This is a genomic window from Streptomyces corchorusii (genome assembly GCF_001514055.1).
In the GTDB taxonomy this organism is placed as follows: Bacteria; Actinomycetota; Actinomycetes; order Streptomycetales; family Streptomycetaceae; genus Streptomyces; species Streptomyces olivaceoviridis.
On sequence record NZ_KQ948376.1, the window covers coordinates 13,947 to 29,306 of the forward strand.

General features: G+C 70.7%; 16 protein-coding genes. 14 read left to right on the forward strand and 2 right to left on the reverse strand.

Annotated elements, in window-relative coordinates; translation table 11 throughout:
* The first annotated feature begins 284 nt into the window (after positions 1-284).
* Positions 285-1,313, forward strand: a complete 1,029-nt coding sequence (locus AQJ11_RS41195; protein ID WP_341846319.1) for a fatty acid desaturase family protein — start codon at positions 285-287, stop codon at positions 1,311-1,313.
* Positions 1,314-1,413: 100 nt separating this feature from the next.
* Entirely contained in the window at positions 1,414-2,826 is a 1,413-nt protein-coding gene (locus tag AQJ11_RS41200; RefSeq protein WP_059266848.1) for an MFS transporter, read from the forward strand.
* An 85-nt stretch (positions 2,827-2,911) separates the two neighbouring features.
* Here the strand turns inward: AQJ11_RS41200 and AQJ11_RS49555 are convergent, their stop codons facing one another.
* Positions 2,912-3,088 (reverse strand): hypothetical protein, encoded by a 177-nt coding sequence (locus AQJ11_RS49555; RefSeq protein WP_159061801.1) that lies wholly within the window; start codon positions 3,086-3,088, stop codon positions 2,912-2,914.
* Between the two features lie 25 nt (positions 3,089-3,113).
* Complete coding sequence (locus AQJ11_RS41205) at positions 3,114-4,094, reverse strand: bifunctional lysylphosphatidylglycerol flippase/synthetase MprF (RefSeq protein ID WP_059266849.1); 981 nt, start codon at positions 4,092-4,094, stop codon at positions 3,114-3,116.
* Between the two features lie 170 nt (positions 4,095-4,264).
* On the opposite strand from AQJ11_RS41205, the gene AQJ11_RS41210 reads away from it, so the two are divergent.
* The 12 genes from AQJ11_RS41210 (at position 4,265) to AQJ11_RS49560 (ending at position 15,220) form a co-directional block, all read left to right on the forward strand.
* Positions 4,265-5,875 (forward strand): aldehyde dehydrogenase family protein, encoded by a 1,611-nt coding sequence (locus AQJ11_RS41210; RefSeq protein WP_058084495.1) that lies wholly within the window; start codon positions 4,265-4,267, stop codon positions 5,873-5,875.
* A gap of 28 nt (positions 5,876-5,903) precedes the next feature.
* Complete coding sequence (locus AQJ11_RS41215) at positions 5,904-7,043, forward strand: acyl-CoA dehydrogenase family protein (RefSeq protein ID WP_059266850.1); 1,140 nt, start codon at positions 5,904-5,906, stop codon at positions 7,041-7,043.
* A gap of 37 nt (positions 7,044-7,080) precedes the next feature.
* A complete protein-coding gene (locus AQJ11_RS41220) occupies positions 7,081-8,373 on the forward strand; it encodes an aspartate aminotransferase family protein (protein ID WP_059266851.1) in 1,293 nt (430 codons plus the stop codon).
* 6 nt (positions 8,374-8,379) lie between these two features.
* On the forward strand, positions 8,380-8,874 hold the full coding sequence (locus AQJ11_RS41225) for a type II toxin-antitoxin system RatA family toxin (protein WP_059266852.1): 495 nt from the start codon (positions 8,380-8,382) through the stop codon (positions 8,872-8,874).
* Positions 8,875-8,887: 13 nt separating this feature from the next.
* Positions 8,888-9,418 carry a hypothetical protein gene (locus AQJ11_RS41230; protein ID WP_058084499.1) on the forward strand — a complete coding sequence of 177 codons (531 nt, stop codon included), beginning with the start codon at positions 8,888-8,890 and terminating at the stop codon, positions 9,416-9,418.
* Complete coding sequence (locus AQJ11_RS41235) at positions 9,415-9,984, forward strand: flavin reductase family protein (RefSeq protein WP_063807754.1); 570 nt, start codon at positions 9,415-9,417, stop codon at positions 9,982-9,984. Before AQJ11_RS41230 ends, AQJ11_RS41235 begins: the two co-directional genes overlap by 4 nt.
* Positions 9,981-10,988: a ferritin family protein gene (locus AQJ11_RS41240; protein WP_059266853.1), complete on the forward strand. Its 1,008-nt coding sequence runs from the start codon at positions 9,981-9,983 to the stop codon at positions 10,986-10,988. The genes AQJ11_RS41235 and AQJ11_RS41240 overlap by 4 nt, the downstream gene beginning before the upstream one ends.
* A complete protein-coding gene (locus AQJ11_RS41245; RefSeq protein WP_059266854.1) occupies positions 10,985-12,001 on the forward strand; it encodes a beta-ketoacyl-ACP synthase III in 1,017 nt (338 codons plus the stop codon). The genes AQJ11_RS41240 and AQJ11_RS41245 overlap by 4 nt, the downstream gene beginning before the upstream one ends.
* Positions 12,002-12,046: 45 nt before the next feature.
* Positions 12,047-12,277, forward strand: coding sequence for an acyl carrier protein (locus tag AQJ11_RS41250; RefSeq protein ID WP_058084502.1), 231 nt, complete (start codon positions 12,047-12,049; stop codon positions 12,275-12,277).
* Positions 12,274-13,497, forward strand: coding sequence for a beta-ketoacyl-[acyl-carrier-protein] synthase family protein (locus tag AQJ11_RS41255; RefSeq protein WP_059266855.1), 1,224 nt, complete (start codon positions 12,274-12,276; stop codon positions 13,495-13,497). The genes AQJ11_RS41250 and AQJ11_RS41255 overlap by 4 nt, the downstream gene beginning before the upstream one ends.
* A 48-nt stretch (positions 13,498-13,545) precedes the next feature.
* Positions 13,546-14,820, forward strand: coding sequence for a serine--tRNA ligase (serS, locus tag AQJ11_RS41260; protein WP_059266856.1), 1,275 nt, complete (start codon positions 13,546-13,548; stop codon positions 14,818-14,820).
* Between the two features lie 235 nt (positions 14,821-15,055).
* The gene (locus AQJ11_RS49560; RefSeq protein ID WP_159061802.1) at positions 15,056-15,220 is read left to right on the forward strand and encodes a hypothetical protein; all 165 of its coding nucleotides are present in this window, start codon (positions 15,056-15,058) and stop codon (positions 15,218-15,220) included.
* Positions 15,221-15,360: the final 140 nt, after the last annotated feature.

Below are 15,360 nucleotides of genomic sequence, written 5' to 3' on the forward strand. Positions count from 1 at the left end.
AAGCCGCTCCGGGCACCTCTCCAATGATCCCGACTCCGGGAGGATTTCGCTTCCCGGCGCCGTTCTCGAAAACAACTCTGCACCACCCTTCTGACGCCCCGCTGATACCCCTCTGACAGCCTTTTCCGTATCGCCGTCAGGGCGCAATCAGTTGGTCGTCAGCACGCTCCTTGATGCTGGAATTCCGCCCGTCTCATACGACGGATCATCTCGTGCGAGGGGACCCAGGCATGACTCTTCCTTACGACGATGCCTTAACGGGGCATAAGGGCCGGCCCCAATCAGTGGGAGCGTCGGCGACGTTCGCCGAACTGCTCCAGCGCGTGAAGGCAGAAGGTCTGCTGGACCTGGCCCCCGGCTACTACTTCGGCCGCCTTGCGCTGAACACCGCCATCTTCGCCGCCGGCCTGGTCGCGTTCTTCGCGCTGGGCGACTCCTGGCTGCAACTGCTGGTGGCCGTCTGGATGGGCCTCAGTGGCGGCCAGAGCGCGTTCATGTGGCACGACGCCGGCCACAAGGCCATGTTCCGCAACCGCCGCGCCGCTTCCCTGGTCGGGTACATCCACGCCAACCTGGTCAACGGGGTGAGCTACGGCTGGTGGGTCAACCACCACAACCGGCACCACTCTCACCCCAACCACCTGGACATGGACCCGGACATCGGCCGGCGCACCGTCATCTTCGACATGAAGCAGTACCCCACCCGCACCGGCCGGCAGCGGCTGGTCGTCCGGTACCAGAGCGTGCTGTTCTTCGTGCTGCTCGTGCTGGAGTCGTACAAGATGCAGAAGACGGCCGTGAAGATGATCGCGCGCCGTGAGGTGCGCCGTCCCGTGCTGGAGGCCGTCCTGCTCCTCGTGCGGGCGGCGATCTACCTGACGCTCGTGTTCTCCGTGCTGTCGCCGCTGCTCGCCGTGGCCTTCGTACTGGTGCAGCAGGCCACGCTCGGCGTGTACTTCGGGATGATCTTCGCCCCGAACCACAAGGGTATGGCGCTGCGCGACGGCGAGGAGGAGCAGCTGGACTGGCTGGCGCGCCAGGTGCTGACCTCCCGGAACATCCGGCCGTCCGTGCTGATGGACTTCCTCTACGGCGGCCTCAACTACCAGGTCGAGCACCACTTGTTCCCGGCCATGCCGCAGAAGAGCCTGCGGCGCGCCCGCGAACTGACCCGCGACTACTGCGCCGAGCGCGGGATGCCGTACCACGAGGTCGGTTTCTGGACCTCCTACAAGGAAGTCGCGACGTTCCTGCACGACGTCAGCGCGCCCGTCCGCTCGGGCCAGGCCGGTCCGACGGCCCAGGCCGCCTGACCCGTTCCCTCCCCGGCCCGGCTCCGGCGCATCCCGCCGGAGCCGGGCCGCGTCACGCCCCCGAATCTCCCAAGAGACCGAGAGGAGCCCTCTCTCCGCCATGTCCGAGGAATCTGCGAAGGTGGCCCCCGCGCCCACGCACCACGGTTTGTCCATCGGCGATCGACTGGACCGGCTCCCGGTCCTCCCGGCGCACCACCGCCTCACCGGTGTCATCGGTGTGGGCCTGCTGTTCGACATGTACGAGAACAACCTGTCCGGCGTCCTGTCGAAGGTGCTACAGGCGGATTTCGCCCTGAACGGCACGACGCTGAAGCTGGTTCTCGCGTCCGCGTTCCTCGGCCAGTTCCTCGGGGCCGTGGTGCTAGGCCGGCTCGCCGACCGGTTCGGCAGACGGCGGGCCTTCCTGGTCAACCTCGCGCTGTACTCCGGCGCGTCGCTGGCCGGAGCGTTCGCGCCGTCGGTCGGATGGCTGGTGGCAACCCGTTTCGTGGCGGGCATCGGAATCGGCGCGGAGCAGTCGCTGACCGACAGCTACCTCGCCGACGTACTGCCCGCCCGACACCGCGGCCGGCTCATCGCATGGGCGTACACCATCGGTTTCTGCGGGGTGCCCGCGGTCGGGCTGCTCGCGGTGTGGCTCGTGCCGCTCACTCCGTTCGGCGTCGCGGGGTGGCGCTGGCTGTTCCTGCTGGGGGCGCTCGGTTCGGCCGTGGTGTGGGTGCTGCGCCGGGGACTGTTCGAGTCGCCGCGCTGGCTCGCGGCGGCCGGCCGCCACGCGGAGGCGGAGAAGCTGACGGCCCGGCTGGAAGCGCAGGCCGGACCGGCGTACGTGACGACGGCCCCGGCACCTGCGCCCGCCGCTACCGGAGCGCGGCCGAGCGGGGGCGGCATGCTCCGGATGCTGTTCTCGGCGCCCTACCGCCGCCGGACGGTGATGACGTGGGTCTTCTGCCTGCTGTCCACGGTCGGCTACTACGGTTTCGGCACGCTGGCCCCGCAGGTGCTGGCCGCCAAGGGGTTCGACGTCGTCCAGGGCCTCGGCTACACGGCCGTGTCGTTCTTCGGATACCCGGTGGGTTCGCTGCTGTCGGCGCCGTTGATGGACCGGGTCGAACGCAAGGTGCTGGTGGCGGTGTCCGCGTGCGCCATGGCGGCGGCCGGCCTCGGCTTCGCCTTCGCCGGGTCTCCCGGCTGGGTGGTGGCGTTCGGCTTCGGCTACACGCTGCTCAGCAACGTCTTCTCGGCTGCCTCCCACGTCCTGCTGGCGGAGCAGTACCCCACGGCAATCCGAGCCGGCGCCTCCGGCATGGCCTACTCCCTGTCCAAGCTCACCGCCGCGGCACTGCCGTTCCTGCTGCTGCCGTTGCTGGAGTCGGGCGGGGCGATGCTGCTCTTCGCCGTGATCGCGGGTGCGATGGCGGTGCTCGCCCTGGACGTCGTCGTGCTCGGGGAGCGTACGACCGGACGGCCGGTGGACGGGTTTCCAGCGGACCGATCGCCGGTGCGTTGACGGACGCGCACCCCGAACGGCCGTGGCGGCGGGAACCCGGAAAGACCGGTTCCCGCCGCCACGGCCGTGTGTCGGCGCGGTTTCGTCAGCCCGTCCCCTCCTCGGCCAGACGGGCGTCGAGGAGCCGGACCGCCTCGTCGGCGTTGCGGGCGATCTCCTCGTCGTCCGGGGCGCCGATGACGGCCATGAGGAACTCCACGACGGAGGTCCGCAGCGCGTCGGTACTCGTCTTCATCGCCTCGGTGGTCGTCTGTGTGGACATGCGGGTCTCCCTGAATTCGGACGGTTCAGAACGAGTTGCAGGCGCGGAAGATGTGCGCGAAGGACGGCAGCGACGCATGCCCCTCGAAGGCCACGTACTCGGGGATCACCAGCTCCGGCCCCCACTTCTCCTTGTAGGCGAGCTGCGACTGCGCCGGGTACAGCGCCCCGCCCTCGGCCCACAGGAACTGCATCAGCCAGCTGAAGGCCGGACTGTGGCCGGGGAGTTCGTGTTCGGGGGCGAGTCCGGTGAAGGGGGTGAAGCCGAAGTGGAGCCACTGCGTGCCCTCACCGCGGAAGATCTCGATCGCCGCCGCGTTGACGGCCTCCATCAGTCCGGGTGAGCCGCCCGGCAGCCGCCGGCTGAGGTCGTGCATCCAGCCGGCCCGGCTGCCGTAGACCGGCGAGTAGGAGATGTAGGCCACCGGTTCGCCGTCGATGGTGCCGAGGAAGAGGCGGCGGTACCGCTGCGCCTGCCCGCCGATCTGGCCGACGAGGAACTCCAGCGGGCGCGCGGTCTCGCCCTTCGACTTCAGCCACGCCTCGTCGATGTGCTCGATGGCGTCGCGCCAGCGTTCGGCCTCCACCTCCTGGACCTGGAGCCCGTTGCGCAGGGCCCGGGAGATCTTGTTGCGCAGTTGCATGAACCTGGTGCCGCGCAGGCTGAACTCCGGCAGCCGAACGGCCCAGGAGGCGCCGATCTGGTTGACGGTGAAACCGTGCCGGACGTAGGTCTCGGCGTCGGATCGCTGCAGCTGCACGCCGACCACCCGCAGTCCTTGCTGCCGGGCGTGCGCGACAAAGGCGTCCAGCAGCGTCTCGTAGGTGTCCGGCGGCGCGAAGGGGCCGCCGAACTGCACGAGATATCTGCCGGCCCGCCGGTACAGCACGACTCCTTCGGCGCCGGGAAGGGTGAACACCTCCTTGTCGTCGTTCATCGCCAGAAAGGCGCTGGGATTTTCTGCCTGGGTCCAGTTCTCGATGGCGTTCAGAAGTGTGTCGGGCATGAGAAGAGTAGAGCAGACTCATATTCGCGACCGAAAGAGGGTTGCGGCCCGGTATTCAACACACGTCAGATCATGGTCAGCCACACATCAGGACCGTATCAGACAACACTGGAAGACTCTTTCCCGAACGGCTGCAGAAGGTATTGGACGGCAATACGGAGGCACAATCGATGGGTCGGCCGACGCATACGTCAGGAATCCGCAGCTATCAGTTGTACATTGGCGGCGAGGACGTCGAGAGCGACCAGTGGGTGTACACGGTCAGCTCGCGCTCCCTGCTGGAGGACGTTTTCACGAGCGTCAGCCTGAAACGGGAACTGGAGCGGAATCCGGAGTCCACGGCGGCGAGTCATCCCTACGTGGCCGGCCGGTGCGCGGTCGCGACTGACTCGGCGATCGACCGGGCCACCGCCGCCGCAGCCGCCGCGGCTCCCCACTGGGCCGCGGTTCCGCTCGACGAGCGGATGCGGCTCGGCACTCTGTTCCGTGAGGAACTCCTGCGCCGTCAGGACGAGTTCACCGAAATGCTCACACTGGAGGGCCATCCGGTCAAACTCGCCCGCTGGGAGCTGAGCTGTCTGCTCCAGGTGTACAGCGAGGAGAGCCTCGGCTGGTACCGGCAGCAGATGCACACGGAGTTCCGGCAGGGCCCGCGGCGGCTGATCGTGCGGCGGCAGCCCGACGGCGTGGTCGCCTTCAACCCGCCGCAGAACGCGCCCGCCCCCAGTGCCGCCCTGGCCGTCCTGGCGGTGATGGCGGGCAACGCTGTCGTGGTGCGGGCGCCGCGCAGCATCGCGCTGAGCACCATGTGGCTGATGCGGGACGTCGTGGCGCCACTGCTGGAGCAGGTGGGCGCACCGGCCGGGGTGCTCAACGCGATCTGCGGCAATCCCCGTCAGACGCTGGACCGCTGGCTCGACGATCCGCTGATCGACGACATCTTCTACATCGGCGGCAGCCAGGAGGGTCTGCGCTTCCAGGAGCAGTGCGTCGCGCGCGGCAAGAAGCCGATCCTGGAGCTGGCCGGCAACGACGGCATCGTGGTGTGGCGGGACGCCGACCCGGTACGGGCGGCCGAGGCGATAGCCGAGGCGTTCTACGGATCCGGCCAGATCTGCATGGTGCCCAACTACGTCCTGGCGCACCCGGACATCGCCGACCGGCTGGTCGAGGAAGTCGGCAAGCGGGCGGCGGCGATCCGCCCCGGCTACCCGGAGGACCCGGAGGTGCTGCTCTCTCCGGTACGCCGCAGCGAGCGGTTCTTCGCACTGCTCCAGCAGGCACTGGACCGGGGAGCGAAGCTGGTCACCGGCGGCAGCCGGGCCGAGGTGGACGGCACACCGTCCGACACGGGCGTCTTCCTCCAGCCGACGGTGCTGCGGGTGGACGGGCTGACCGAGGCCCGCAAGTACGACGTCGTGCGCGACGAGACGTTCTTCCCGCTGCTGCCGATCGTCGTGCCCGAGCCCGGCTCCGACGAGGAACTGTGCGAGCGGTTCATCGACTTCGTCAACACCAACGAGTACGGCCTGCGCAACTCCCTGTGGACCGGCTCCCCCGAGATCATCGACACATTCGTGCGCCGCGTCGGCAACGGCGGCCTGCTGAAGGTCAACGACTCGCACATCGGCTTCCTGCCCTACCTGCCCAGCCACGGCGGCACCGGGCTGACCGGCGGCGCCTTCGGCGAGGCCAACTACCCGATGCTCAAGACCTCCCACCTGCAAGGGGTGAGCATCGCGTGGGACGTCAGCCCGCACGAGGCGGTCTTCGGCTCCTGACCCACGCCCTCACCAGTAGGAGATTTCCATGCGATCCCTGACCTTCGCCCGAGAGGTGTGCGAACGCCACCATCCGGGTCTCCTCGCGGCACTGGAGGCCATACCCTTCGCCGAGCGCGAGGCGTCCGGCTCGCCGGTCACCGCGCTGCTGCGCGACCACAACGGGGCGGGTCTGCTGGTTCCCGAGGAGTACGGAGGCAACGGCGCCGACATCCTGGACGCCCTCCGCGTTCAGCGGGCCGTGGGCTCGGTGTCGCCCTCCCTCGCCGCCGCCGCCGCGATGCACCACTTCACCGTCGCCATGCTGTTCGAACTGGCCGCCGGAGCCGGCCGGCTGACCCCTGCCCAGACGAAGCTGCTGCACGGCATCGCACCGGAGCGGCTGCTGCTCGCCTCCGGCTGGGCCGAGGGCCGTACCCAGCAGAACATCCTGATCCCCTCGGTGACGGCCACCAGGACCGAGGGCGGCTTCCTGCTCAACGGCGTCAAGAAACCGTGCAGCCTGGCCCGTTCCATGGACCTGCTCACCGCGAGCATCGCGGTCTCCGGCGCCGACGGCACCCCGGAACTCGCGCTGGCCCTGCTCCCCGCCGACACCCCCGGCATCTCCGTGCACCCGTTCTGGGGCAACGAGGTGCTGGCCGGCTCACAGAGCGACGAAGTGCGGCTGGCCGACGTGTTCGTACCGGAGGAGCTGGTGGTGCGCACCCTGCCGGAGGCGCCTCGGCTGCTGGACGACCTGCAGACGACCGGCTTCATCTGGTTCGAGCTGTTGATCTCCGCCGGGTACGCGGGCGCGGCGACGGCGCTGGCCGCCACGGTGCTGGAGCGCGAGCGCGGCAGCGTGGGCGAGCGTGCCGCGCTGGCGACCGGCGTGCAGTCGGCGTTCGCCCTGCTGGAGGGCGCCGCCCGTGCCGTACGGGACGGGCTGGCGGGTGAGGCCGCGGTGGCGGAGGTGCTGGTCGCCCGATACGCCGCGCAGCAGACCCTCGTACAGGCCGCCGACCAGGCGCTGGAGCTGCTCGGCGGCATCGACTTCATCCGTGGCGGCGACCACACGCGGCTCGCCGACTCGGTACGCCCCCTCGCCTTCCACCCCCCGGGCCGGGCCTCCGCGGCCGAGCCGCTGCTCCAGTGGTTCGCGGGCGGGGCCCTGGAGCTGTCATGACCGTGCCCACCCCCGTCACCGTCACAGGAGTCACCGCATGACCACCACCGCACAACCCCCGGCCGCCCTCGGCGCCGTGTCCGAGCAGGACGTGCTCGGCATGTACCGGGCGCACCTGAGCAAGGGCCGGGCCACCGTCGCCGAACTGTTCGGCAGCCACATGGAGGTGGAGTCCGAGGGCGCCTGGCTCACCACCAGCGACGGCGAGCGCTTCCTCAACGCCGGCGGTTACGGCGTCTTCATCATGGGCGCCCGCCACCCGCTGGTCGTGGAGGCGGTCGAGCGTCAGCTGCACCGGCACCCGGTGGCCACCCGCATCCTGCTGGAGCCGACCGTCGCACAGGCCGCCGAGGCCCTGGTGTCGGTGATGCCGACGGGTCTGGACCGCGTCCACTTCGCGCTGTCCGGCGCCGAGGCGGTCGAGGCCGGACTCAAGCTCGCCCGCGCCGGCGGCCGGCGCCGGACGGTCGCCATGCTCGGCGGCTACCACGGGAAGACCATGGGGGCTCTGTCGGCCACCGCCAAGAAGGTGTACCAGGATCCGTTCCGCCCGCTGCTGCCGGACTTCACGCACATCCCCTACGGCGACGCCGACGCCCTGCGCGAGCAGTTGGCGGCCCACCCGGGAGAGGTCTGCGTGATCCTGGAGCCGGTGCAGGGCGAGGGCGGGGTGATCATTCCCCCCAAGGGCTACCTGAAGCAGGTGGAGGCGCTCGTCCGGGAGTACGACGGGTTCCTGATCCTGGACGAGGTGCAGTCCGGATTCGGGCGGCTCGGCGAATGGTGGGGCGCGGACATCGAGGGCATCGTCCCCGACGTCCTGCTGGCCGGGAAGGCGCTCGGCGGCGGGGTGGCCCCCGTGTCGGCGGTCGTCGCGACCCGCAAGGCGTTCCGCCCCTTCGACAAGGACCCCTACATCCACACCGGCACCTTCTCCGGACAGCCGCTGCTGATGGCGGCCGTCCAGGGCGCGATCCGGGCGGTGCAGGAGGAGCGGCTCGTCACCCGGTCCATGGAACTCGGCGCACGGCTCCTGCCCCGGATCACCGAGATCGCCCGCCGCAACCTGCCCGACCTCCTGGTGGAGGTGCGGGGGAGCGGCCTGCTCATCGGGGTCGAGCTGGTCGAGGCGGGGCTGGCCGGCGAGTTGCTGATCGAGTTGTTCAACCACGGAGTGGTCGCCAACCACTCGATGAACGGCAGTGCCGTGGTCCGCTTCACCCCGCCCGCGATCATGAGCGACGCGGACGTGGACCACCTGCTCGACTCCTTCGACAAGGCGACCCGCGACCTGGTCAGCGGCTCCGCCACGATGCCGGAAAGGCGGTAGCGAACCGTGCGAGAGGTAACCCTTGAGGCGCTCGTCCCCTCGGAGCGGGCCGAAGACGTCTTCCACGCGGTCAGGCGCTGGGAGCGCTACCCCGAACTGGCACCGCACGTGGAGGCCACCACGGTGCACGCCACCCATCCCGACCCGGACTGCTCCTCCAGCTGGGAGCTGCACTTCCGCAGCGGTCTGCTGCGCTGGACGGAGCAGGACGTCTTCCTCACCGACACCCTGGAGATCCGGTTCGAGCAGACGGACGGGGACTTCGACTCCTTCCGCGGCGACTGGCGCATCGCGCAGGACGGGGCGGACGTGACCGTGCGCTTCTCCGCGGTGTTCGACTTCGGCATTCCCAGTCTCGAAGGCATCCTCGACCCGATCGCCGAGCGGGTCATCCGGGAGACCATCGCCTGGGCCGTGACCGGAATGTTCCCCCAGACCCAGGTCATCGGCGAGGAGCCCGACGTGGACAGCAAGTCCGTCGGGGTGCCCGCCACCGCGTGAGAGGCAGAGCGTCATGGACCAGGCGAATCCGTTCGAGACACCCCGGACATACTCGCTGCACCGCGCCGAATACCTGGTCGGCTTCGCGGTGTCCACGGGGCTGATCATCGCCCACTGGAGCGAGATCCGGTGGTGGCCCGCCATCGGGCTGTTCCTCTACATCGACCTCATCGGCTACATCCCCGGCGCCATCGCCTTCAAGCGCGCCAAGGGCCGCCCCATCCACAAGGCGTACTACGTCCTCTACAACGTGATGCACAGCCTCATCACCCAAGGCGCCGTGGTGGCCCTGTGGTGCTGGTTGATCGGACCGGAGTGGGCGCTGCTGGTCATTCCGTTCCACCTGTTCGGCGACCGGGGCCTGTTCGGCAACTTCATGAAATCGTTCGCCCTGCCGTTCGAGCCGGTACGGCAGGAGGGCTACCTGCGGCTGCTGGACGACCTGGGGCTCGCCCACCCCAAGCCGGTCGGGCACTCCGGTGACCCGGTTCCGGTGGGGCACCTGCCTGCCGGCCGCCGGGAGCCGCACCGGGCCGTGCGATGAGCGCCGGCTCCGCCAGGCCGACTCGGCACGACGCGGTGGACCGGCTCGCCGCGCCCGTGACCGTGCTGACGGTGTGCCATGCCGGACGGGTGCACGGGACGACCGTCTCGTCCCTCACCACGGTGTCGCAGGAGCCGTTGCTGCTCACCGCGAGCCTGCAAGAGGGTTCGGCCTTCGCTCATCTCGCGCTCTCCGAGGGGCGCTTCGCGGTCAACGTGCTCAGCAGCGGTCAGGGAGTGGCGGCCCGGCGGTTCGCCGACGGCCACCGCCCGGCGGGCTCCGCCCAGTTCGACGGGCTCGCCTGGCGCCCGGACCGCTACTCGCGGGCGCCCCTGCTGGAGGGGGCGCTGGCGCACTACGCCTGCCGGGTGCGCGGCAGCTTCCTCCTGGGTGATCACGAGGTGCTGCTGGGGCTGGTGGTCCGCGCCGACGGAGGCCCGTCCGGTGCGCCGCTGCTCAGCTACGGCGGTGAGCTGGTGACCGGCACACCCGAGTCGACCACGTCGAGCCCGCCCTACGTGCCGGACTTCCACGACATTCATCCCAGGGAGAGGACAGCACTGTGACCGTTGACGACACCGCCCGAACCACGGGGGCCGTCGCACCGGAGGCCGACTGGGACGCGGCTCCGGGACTGCTGGACGGCGCCAAGCAGTTGGCCCTCGGGCCGGACGACTGCGACCTCGCCTACTGGATCACCCAGGTCGCGCAGGGCACCCTGCGGGAGCGGGGGGTGACGGGACACCACGTGGACGCGCGGGTCCCGGAGTTCCTCAAGGAGCCCGGCAACCCGCTGCGCGAAGCGCTCATCCTCGAATTCGGCTTCCGCGGCGTGTCCGAGGAGATCGCCACCCGGCTGCTCGCCCCCTACGTCGAACTGGCGCCGGGCGTCCCGGAGATGGAGTTCTACGCCACGCAGCTGATCGATGAGGCCCGTCACGCCCGGGTGTTCCGCAACCACCTGGTGGAACTGGGCATGCCGGCCGACACCCTGCTGCGGGACGTGGCGGAGCTGTCCGCCGATTACCGCCGCCGGGTGCTGCAACCGGTCGAGGACTTCACCCTGGACATCGTCCGGGACCGGAAGGACTTCGCCGGCGGGGTGGCCGTCTTCTGCGTCGTCATCGAGGGCGTCCTGGCGCCCGCCGCCGAGCTGAGCGAACGGAAGTGGACCCCGCTGTCCCCGGCGACCGGGGAGATCTCCCGCGGAACGGCGATCGACGAGATCCGGCATCTCACCGTGGCCAGCACGATCCTGAAGAACCACCTGGCCGCGCACCCCGAGTCCCGGGATCGGATCGTGGAGATCATCCAGGCCGGGGTGAAACTGTGGGACGAGGTCCCGGACCGGGAGTTCGTCATCCACCGCGAGAAGCTGTTCCAGGAGGGCATGGCGGCCCACGCGGACCTGATCGGCGACTACGAGATCTGGCCGGGCGTGCGCATGCTCGACACCACCCCCGACCAGCGCTACGACATGGCGGACCGGTGGACCGAGGAGATGGCCGAGGTCCGGATGGCGTACATGGGGCTGCCCCCGGAGCTGCTGGGCGGCGGGAGCGCCGCATGAGCGGTGCGTCCGCCGGGCGGGCGGCGGTGATCACGGGAATCGGCTGTCACCTCCCGCCGGACGTGGTGACCAACGAGGACCTGACCCGGCGTCTGGACACCTCCGACGAGTGGATCCGTTCCCGGACGGGGATCGCCTCGCGGCACATGGTCGCCCCGGGCGTCGCCACCTCGGACCTGGCGGTGGAGGCAGGGCGGCGGGCGCTGGAGTCGGCGGGCGGCGGTGCGGACGCCGTCGTCCTGGCCACCACCACGCCCGACCGGCCCTGTCCGGCCACGGCCCCGGACGTGGCCGACCGACTCGGTCTCGGTACGGTCGCCGCGTTCGACGTGTCGGCGGTGTGCAGCGGGTTCCTGTACGGCCTGGCCACCGCCGCCGGATTCATCGCGTCCGGCACCGCCGACCGTGTGCTGCTGATCGCCGCCGACGCGTTCACCACGATCATCGACCCGGCGGACCGCAGCACCGCGGTGATCTTCGCCGACGGCGCGGGCGCGGTGGTCCTGCGCGCCGGGGACGCGGACGAGCCCGGCGCGGTGGGCCGGGTCGTGCTGGGCAGCGACGGCGGGCTCAACCGGCTGATCCAGGTTCCGGCGGGTGGCTCGCGCCAGCGCTCCTCAGGCGTCGCGCCCGCCGCCGGCGAGGAGTTCTTCCGGATGGCCGGGCGGGAGGTGTACCGGCACGCGGTGGAACGGATGACCGCCTCGTCGCGGGAGGCCGCGGAGGCGGCCGGATGGGACGGCCCGGCGGCGGCCGACCGGTTCGCCGCGCACCAGGCGAACGCCCGCATCCTGGCCACCGTCGCCGACGACCTGGGCATCCCGCTCCAGCGACGGCTGTCCAACATCGAGCACGTGGGCAACACCGGCGCCGCGTCCCTGGCGGTGCTGCTGGCCCAATCGGCCGCCGAGGGCACCCTGGCCGCCGGCCATCGGCTGCTGCTGACGGCGTTCGGCGGCGGCCTCGCCTGGGGGGCGACCGCGCTGGTCTGGCCCGACGTGAAGGCCGGCTGAGAGTACCCCGCAGTCCGACAACATCATCCCGAAGCAGGAGGCACCATGTTCGAGACCCTGAAGGAAATGCTGGTCAACAAGCTCAAGGTGACGCCGGAGAGCGTGGTGCCCGACGCGACGCGCGAGGACATCGAGCTGGACTCGCTGGCCGTGGTGGAACTGTCGCTCGTACTGGAAAAGGAACTGGGGCTCACCATCAGCGACGACGAGCTCCTGGAGGCGGCGACCGTCGGCGACATGGCGAAGCTGATGGAGGAGCGGAGCGCCGCGGCATGACCGGCGGCGCTGACATCGCCGTCACCGGTGTGGGGCTGGTGACGCCCGCCGGGATCGGCACCGCCGAGAACTGGGCGGCGGTGCGCGCGGGCCGTCCCACGGCGGCTCTCGACCCGTCGCTGGAGGACAACCCCGTACGGCTGTCCTGCCGGGTACCGGGGTTCGACGCCGACGCTCTGCTAGGCGCCCGACGGGCCCTACGGCTGGATCGCTTCGTGCAGTTCGCCCTGGTGGCGGCCGAGGAGGCGGTGGCGGACGCCGGTCTGGATCCCGGTTCCTGGGACGGCGCCCGGGTCGGCGTGGTCATGGGGTCGGCCGACGGTGGCCCGAACACCGTGGAGGAACAGCACCTGGTGCTGATCACCGAGGAGGCCCGGCGGGTCTCGCCGCTGCTGCTGCCGATGCAGTTGCCGAACATGCTGGCCGGGCAGATCGCGATCGCGCTCGGCGCCACCGGCCCCAACCTGGTGGTGGCGACCGCTTGCGCGTCCGGGGCGACGGCTGTCGGCACCGCCCGTGACCTGCTGGCCCTCGACCGCTGCGACATCGTCCTGGCCGGGGGCAGCGAGGCGATGATCACGCCCCTGGTGATGGCCGGATTCGCGCAGATGGGCGCGCTGTCCGGGCGGGAGGACGACCCGGACAGCGCGTCCCGCCCCTTCGACGTCGAACGGGACGGGTTCGTGGCCGCCGAGGGCGCCGGGGTGCTGGTGCTGGAGCGGACCGCTGACGCCCGCGCCCGGTCCGCCCGGGTTCGGGGCCGGGTGGTGGGGTACGGGGCGAGTGCCGATGCCCATCACATGACCAGTCCGCATCCGCAGGGCGCCGGCGCCGAGTTGGCGGTGCGGGCGGCACTGGCCGACGCCGGGGCCGCCGCGTCGGACGTCGGGCACGTGAACGCGCACGGCACCTCCACCCCGCTCAACGACCTCGCCGAGGGCCGGATGCTGAGCCGGGTGCTGACCGGCGATCCGCTGGTCACCTCGACGAAGGGGGTCACCGGGCACCTGCTCGGCGCGGCCGGGGCGGTGGAGGCCGCCCTGACGGTGCTGACCCTGGAGCAGGGCGTGGTGCCGCCGACGGCCGGTCTGTCCCGTCTCGATCCGCGTCTCGACATCGAGGTCGCGACCACCGCGACCGCCACCCGGGCCGAGCTGGCACTGAGCAACTCCTTCGGCTTCGGCGGCCAGAACGCCGTACTCGCCATCGCGGCCGCCTGACCGACGCCCGGCGCCGCATCTTGCGTACCCGACAGGAAGGGATGAGCCATGCATGATGCTCGCGAGCTGCTGGCGTTGGGCGACAAGGGTGTGGCCCGGCTCGCACGGCGCGGTTACACGCTGCCGCTGGGCGAGGTGGAGGCACTCCACCGGGAACGGACCGCGGCGGCGGCCGAGGTGGACCTGGCCCGGGCGGAACTCAAGCGCTCGTCGAGGGGCGGCGGAGGCGCGCTACCGGAGGAACAACGGGCCACGGCACGGGAGTCGCGGGTCCGTGCACAGCAGGCCGAGGCGCGTCTGCGGGCCGCCCGCGAGCGTCTCGACGCCCTGTTGCTGACGATTCCGAACATCCCGCTGGACGAGGTGCCCGACGGCCGGACCGAGGCGGAGGCGGTGGAGGTGCGCCGGTGCGGTCCGACGCCGGCCCCGGCCGACGAGGCCCGCCACCACGCGGCGGTCGGCGCGTCGCTGGGCGTCCTGGACAGCGACCGCGCGGCCCGGCTGTCCGGCGCCCGGTTCTCGGTGGCCCGGGGCGCCGGGGCCCGGCTGGAGCGGGCGCTGGCCCACTTCTTCCTGGACCTGCACACCGGCACGCACGGTTACACCGAGTACTCGGTGCCGTACCTGGTGACCCGGGAGACGATGACCGGCACGGGACAGCTCCCCAAATTCGAGGAGGACCTGTTCGCCACCCGGGTGGGTGACCGGGAACTCATGCTGATTCCCACCGCTGAGGTACCGCTGACGAACCTCTTCGCCGGTGAGGTGCTGGACACCGGGCAGCTCCCCCTCGCCGTCACTGCCCACACCCCGTGCTTCCGTGCGGAGGCGGGCTCGTACGGCAGGGACAACCGGGGCATCCTGCGCCTGCACCAGTTCGAGAAGGTCGAGCTGGTCCGCCTGTGCGCGCCGGACGACGCACGCCGGCAGCTCGAACTGATGGTGACCCACGTCGAGGAGTGCCTGCGCGCGCTGGACCTGACCTACCGGGTGGTGCTGCTGCCGGCCGGCGATCTGGGTTTCTCGGCGCGGATGACGTACGACCTTGAGGTGTGGCTGCCGGGCAGTGGTGCCTTCCGGGAGATCTCTTCGGTGTCCGACTGCGGCGACTTCCAGGCGCGACGGGCCGGCATCCGCCACCGCGGTCCGGGCTCGAAGAAGACACCCGTCGTGACCCTCAACGGTTCGGCCCTGCCCATCGGGAGGACCGTGGCGGCGCTGCTCGAACAACATGTGCGGCCGGACGGTTCGGTGGAGTTGCCCGAGGCGCTGGTGCGCTACGCGGGTTTCTCCCGCATCCTGCCCGGCGGCGCCACGGACTGACAGTGAGGATTGGCCATGGCACCGCTCGGGGGGCCTGACTCTTCGGCTGGCCGGCGCTTCGGCTGTCCCCCGGCGGAATCGTCGGCCTGCCGGGCGGTGTCGCTTGGCGCGTGGCCGGTCGGGCGTCTGTGACTTCACAGGAGCCCGGCCAAAGGTCCCATGACTGTCTTGTCCGTCTACCCGACCGGTCCGCGCCTTCCCGTCGGCGCGCGTTGGAAGGGCGGCGCACAACAGCATGGCAGCACAGGACATAGCGGTGGCCGGCGGGATCGACACCCACGCCGATCTCCACCGGGCCGCGGTCATCGACAGCATCGGCCGGCACCTGGCCACCAAGCAGTTCGAGACCATCCGGACGGCTACCACAGACACTGCTGGACTGGCTGCGCTCACACGGTGAAGTCCTCGCCGTCGGGATCGCCCGGTTCTTCACCTCGAACGAGGTCACGGTAGTGGAGGTGGACCGCCCCGACCGCAAGGCGAGACGGGACAACGGCATGTCCGATTCCATCGACACCTGTGCCGCGGCGACGGCGGTCC

What these genes read in the sequence shown, in the direction of transcription:
- AQJ11_RS41200 (WP_059266848.1), top strand. Translation starts at nt 1,414, where the DNA reads ATGTCCGAGGAATCTGCGAAGGTGGCCCCCGCGCCCACGCACCACGGT.
- AQJ11_RS49555 (WP_159061801.1), bottom strand. Translation starts at nt 3,088, where the DNA reads ATGTCCACACAGACGACCACCGAGGCGATGAAGACGAGTACCGACGCG.
- AQJ11_RS41205 (WP_059266849.1), bottom strand. Translation starts at nt 4,094, where the DNA reads ATGCCCGACACACTTCTGAACGCCATCGAGAACTGGACCCAGGCAGAA.
- AQJ11_RS41210 (WP_058084495.1), top strand. Translation starts at nt 4,265, where the DNA reads ATGGGTCGGCCGACGCATACGTCAGGAATCCGCAGCTATCAGTTGTAC.
- AQJ11_RS41215 (WP_059266850.1), top strand. Translation starts at nt 5,904, where the DNA reads ATGCGATCCCTGACCTTCGCCCGAGAGGTGTGCGAACGCCACCATCCG.
- AQJ11_RS41220 (WP_059266851.1), top strand. Translation starts at nt 7,081, where the DNA reads ATGACCACCACCGCACAACCCCCGGCCGCCCTCGGCGCCGTGTCCGAG.
- AQJ11_RS41230 (WP_058084499.1), top strand. Translation starts at nt 8,888, where the DNA reads ATGGACCAGGCGAATCCGTTCGAGACACCCCGGACATACTCGCTGCAC.
- AQJ11_RS41235 (WP_063807754.1), top strand. Translation starts at nt 9,415, where the DNA reads ATGAGCGCCGGCTCCGCCAGGCCGACTCGGCACGACGCGGTGGACCGG.
- AQJ11_RS41245 (WP_059266854.1), top strand. Translation starts at nt 10,985, where the DNA reads ATGAGCGGTGCGTCCGCCGGGCGGGCGGCGGTGATCACGGGAATCGGC.
- AQJ11_RS41250 (WP_058084502.1), top strand. Translation starts at nt 12,047, where the DNA reads ATGTTCGAGACCCTGAAGGAAATGCTGGTCAACAAGCTCAAGGTGACG.
- AQJ11_RS41255 (WP_059266855.1), top strand. Translation starts at nt 12,274, where the DNA reads ATGACCGGCGGCGCTGACATCGCCGTCACCGGTGTGGGGCTGGTGACG.
- serS (WP_059266856.1), top strand. Translation starts at nt 13,546, where the DNA reads ATGCATGATGCTCGCGAGCTGCTGGCGTTGGGCGACAAGGGTGTGGCC.
- AQJ11_RS49560 (WP_159061802.1), top strand. Translation starts at nt 15,056, where the DNA reads ATGGCAGCACAGGACATAGCGGTGGCCGGCGGGATCGACACCCACGCC.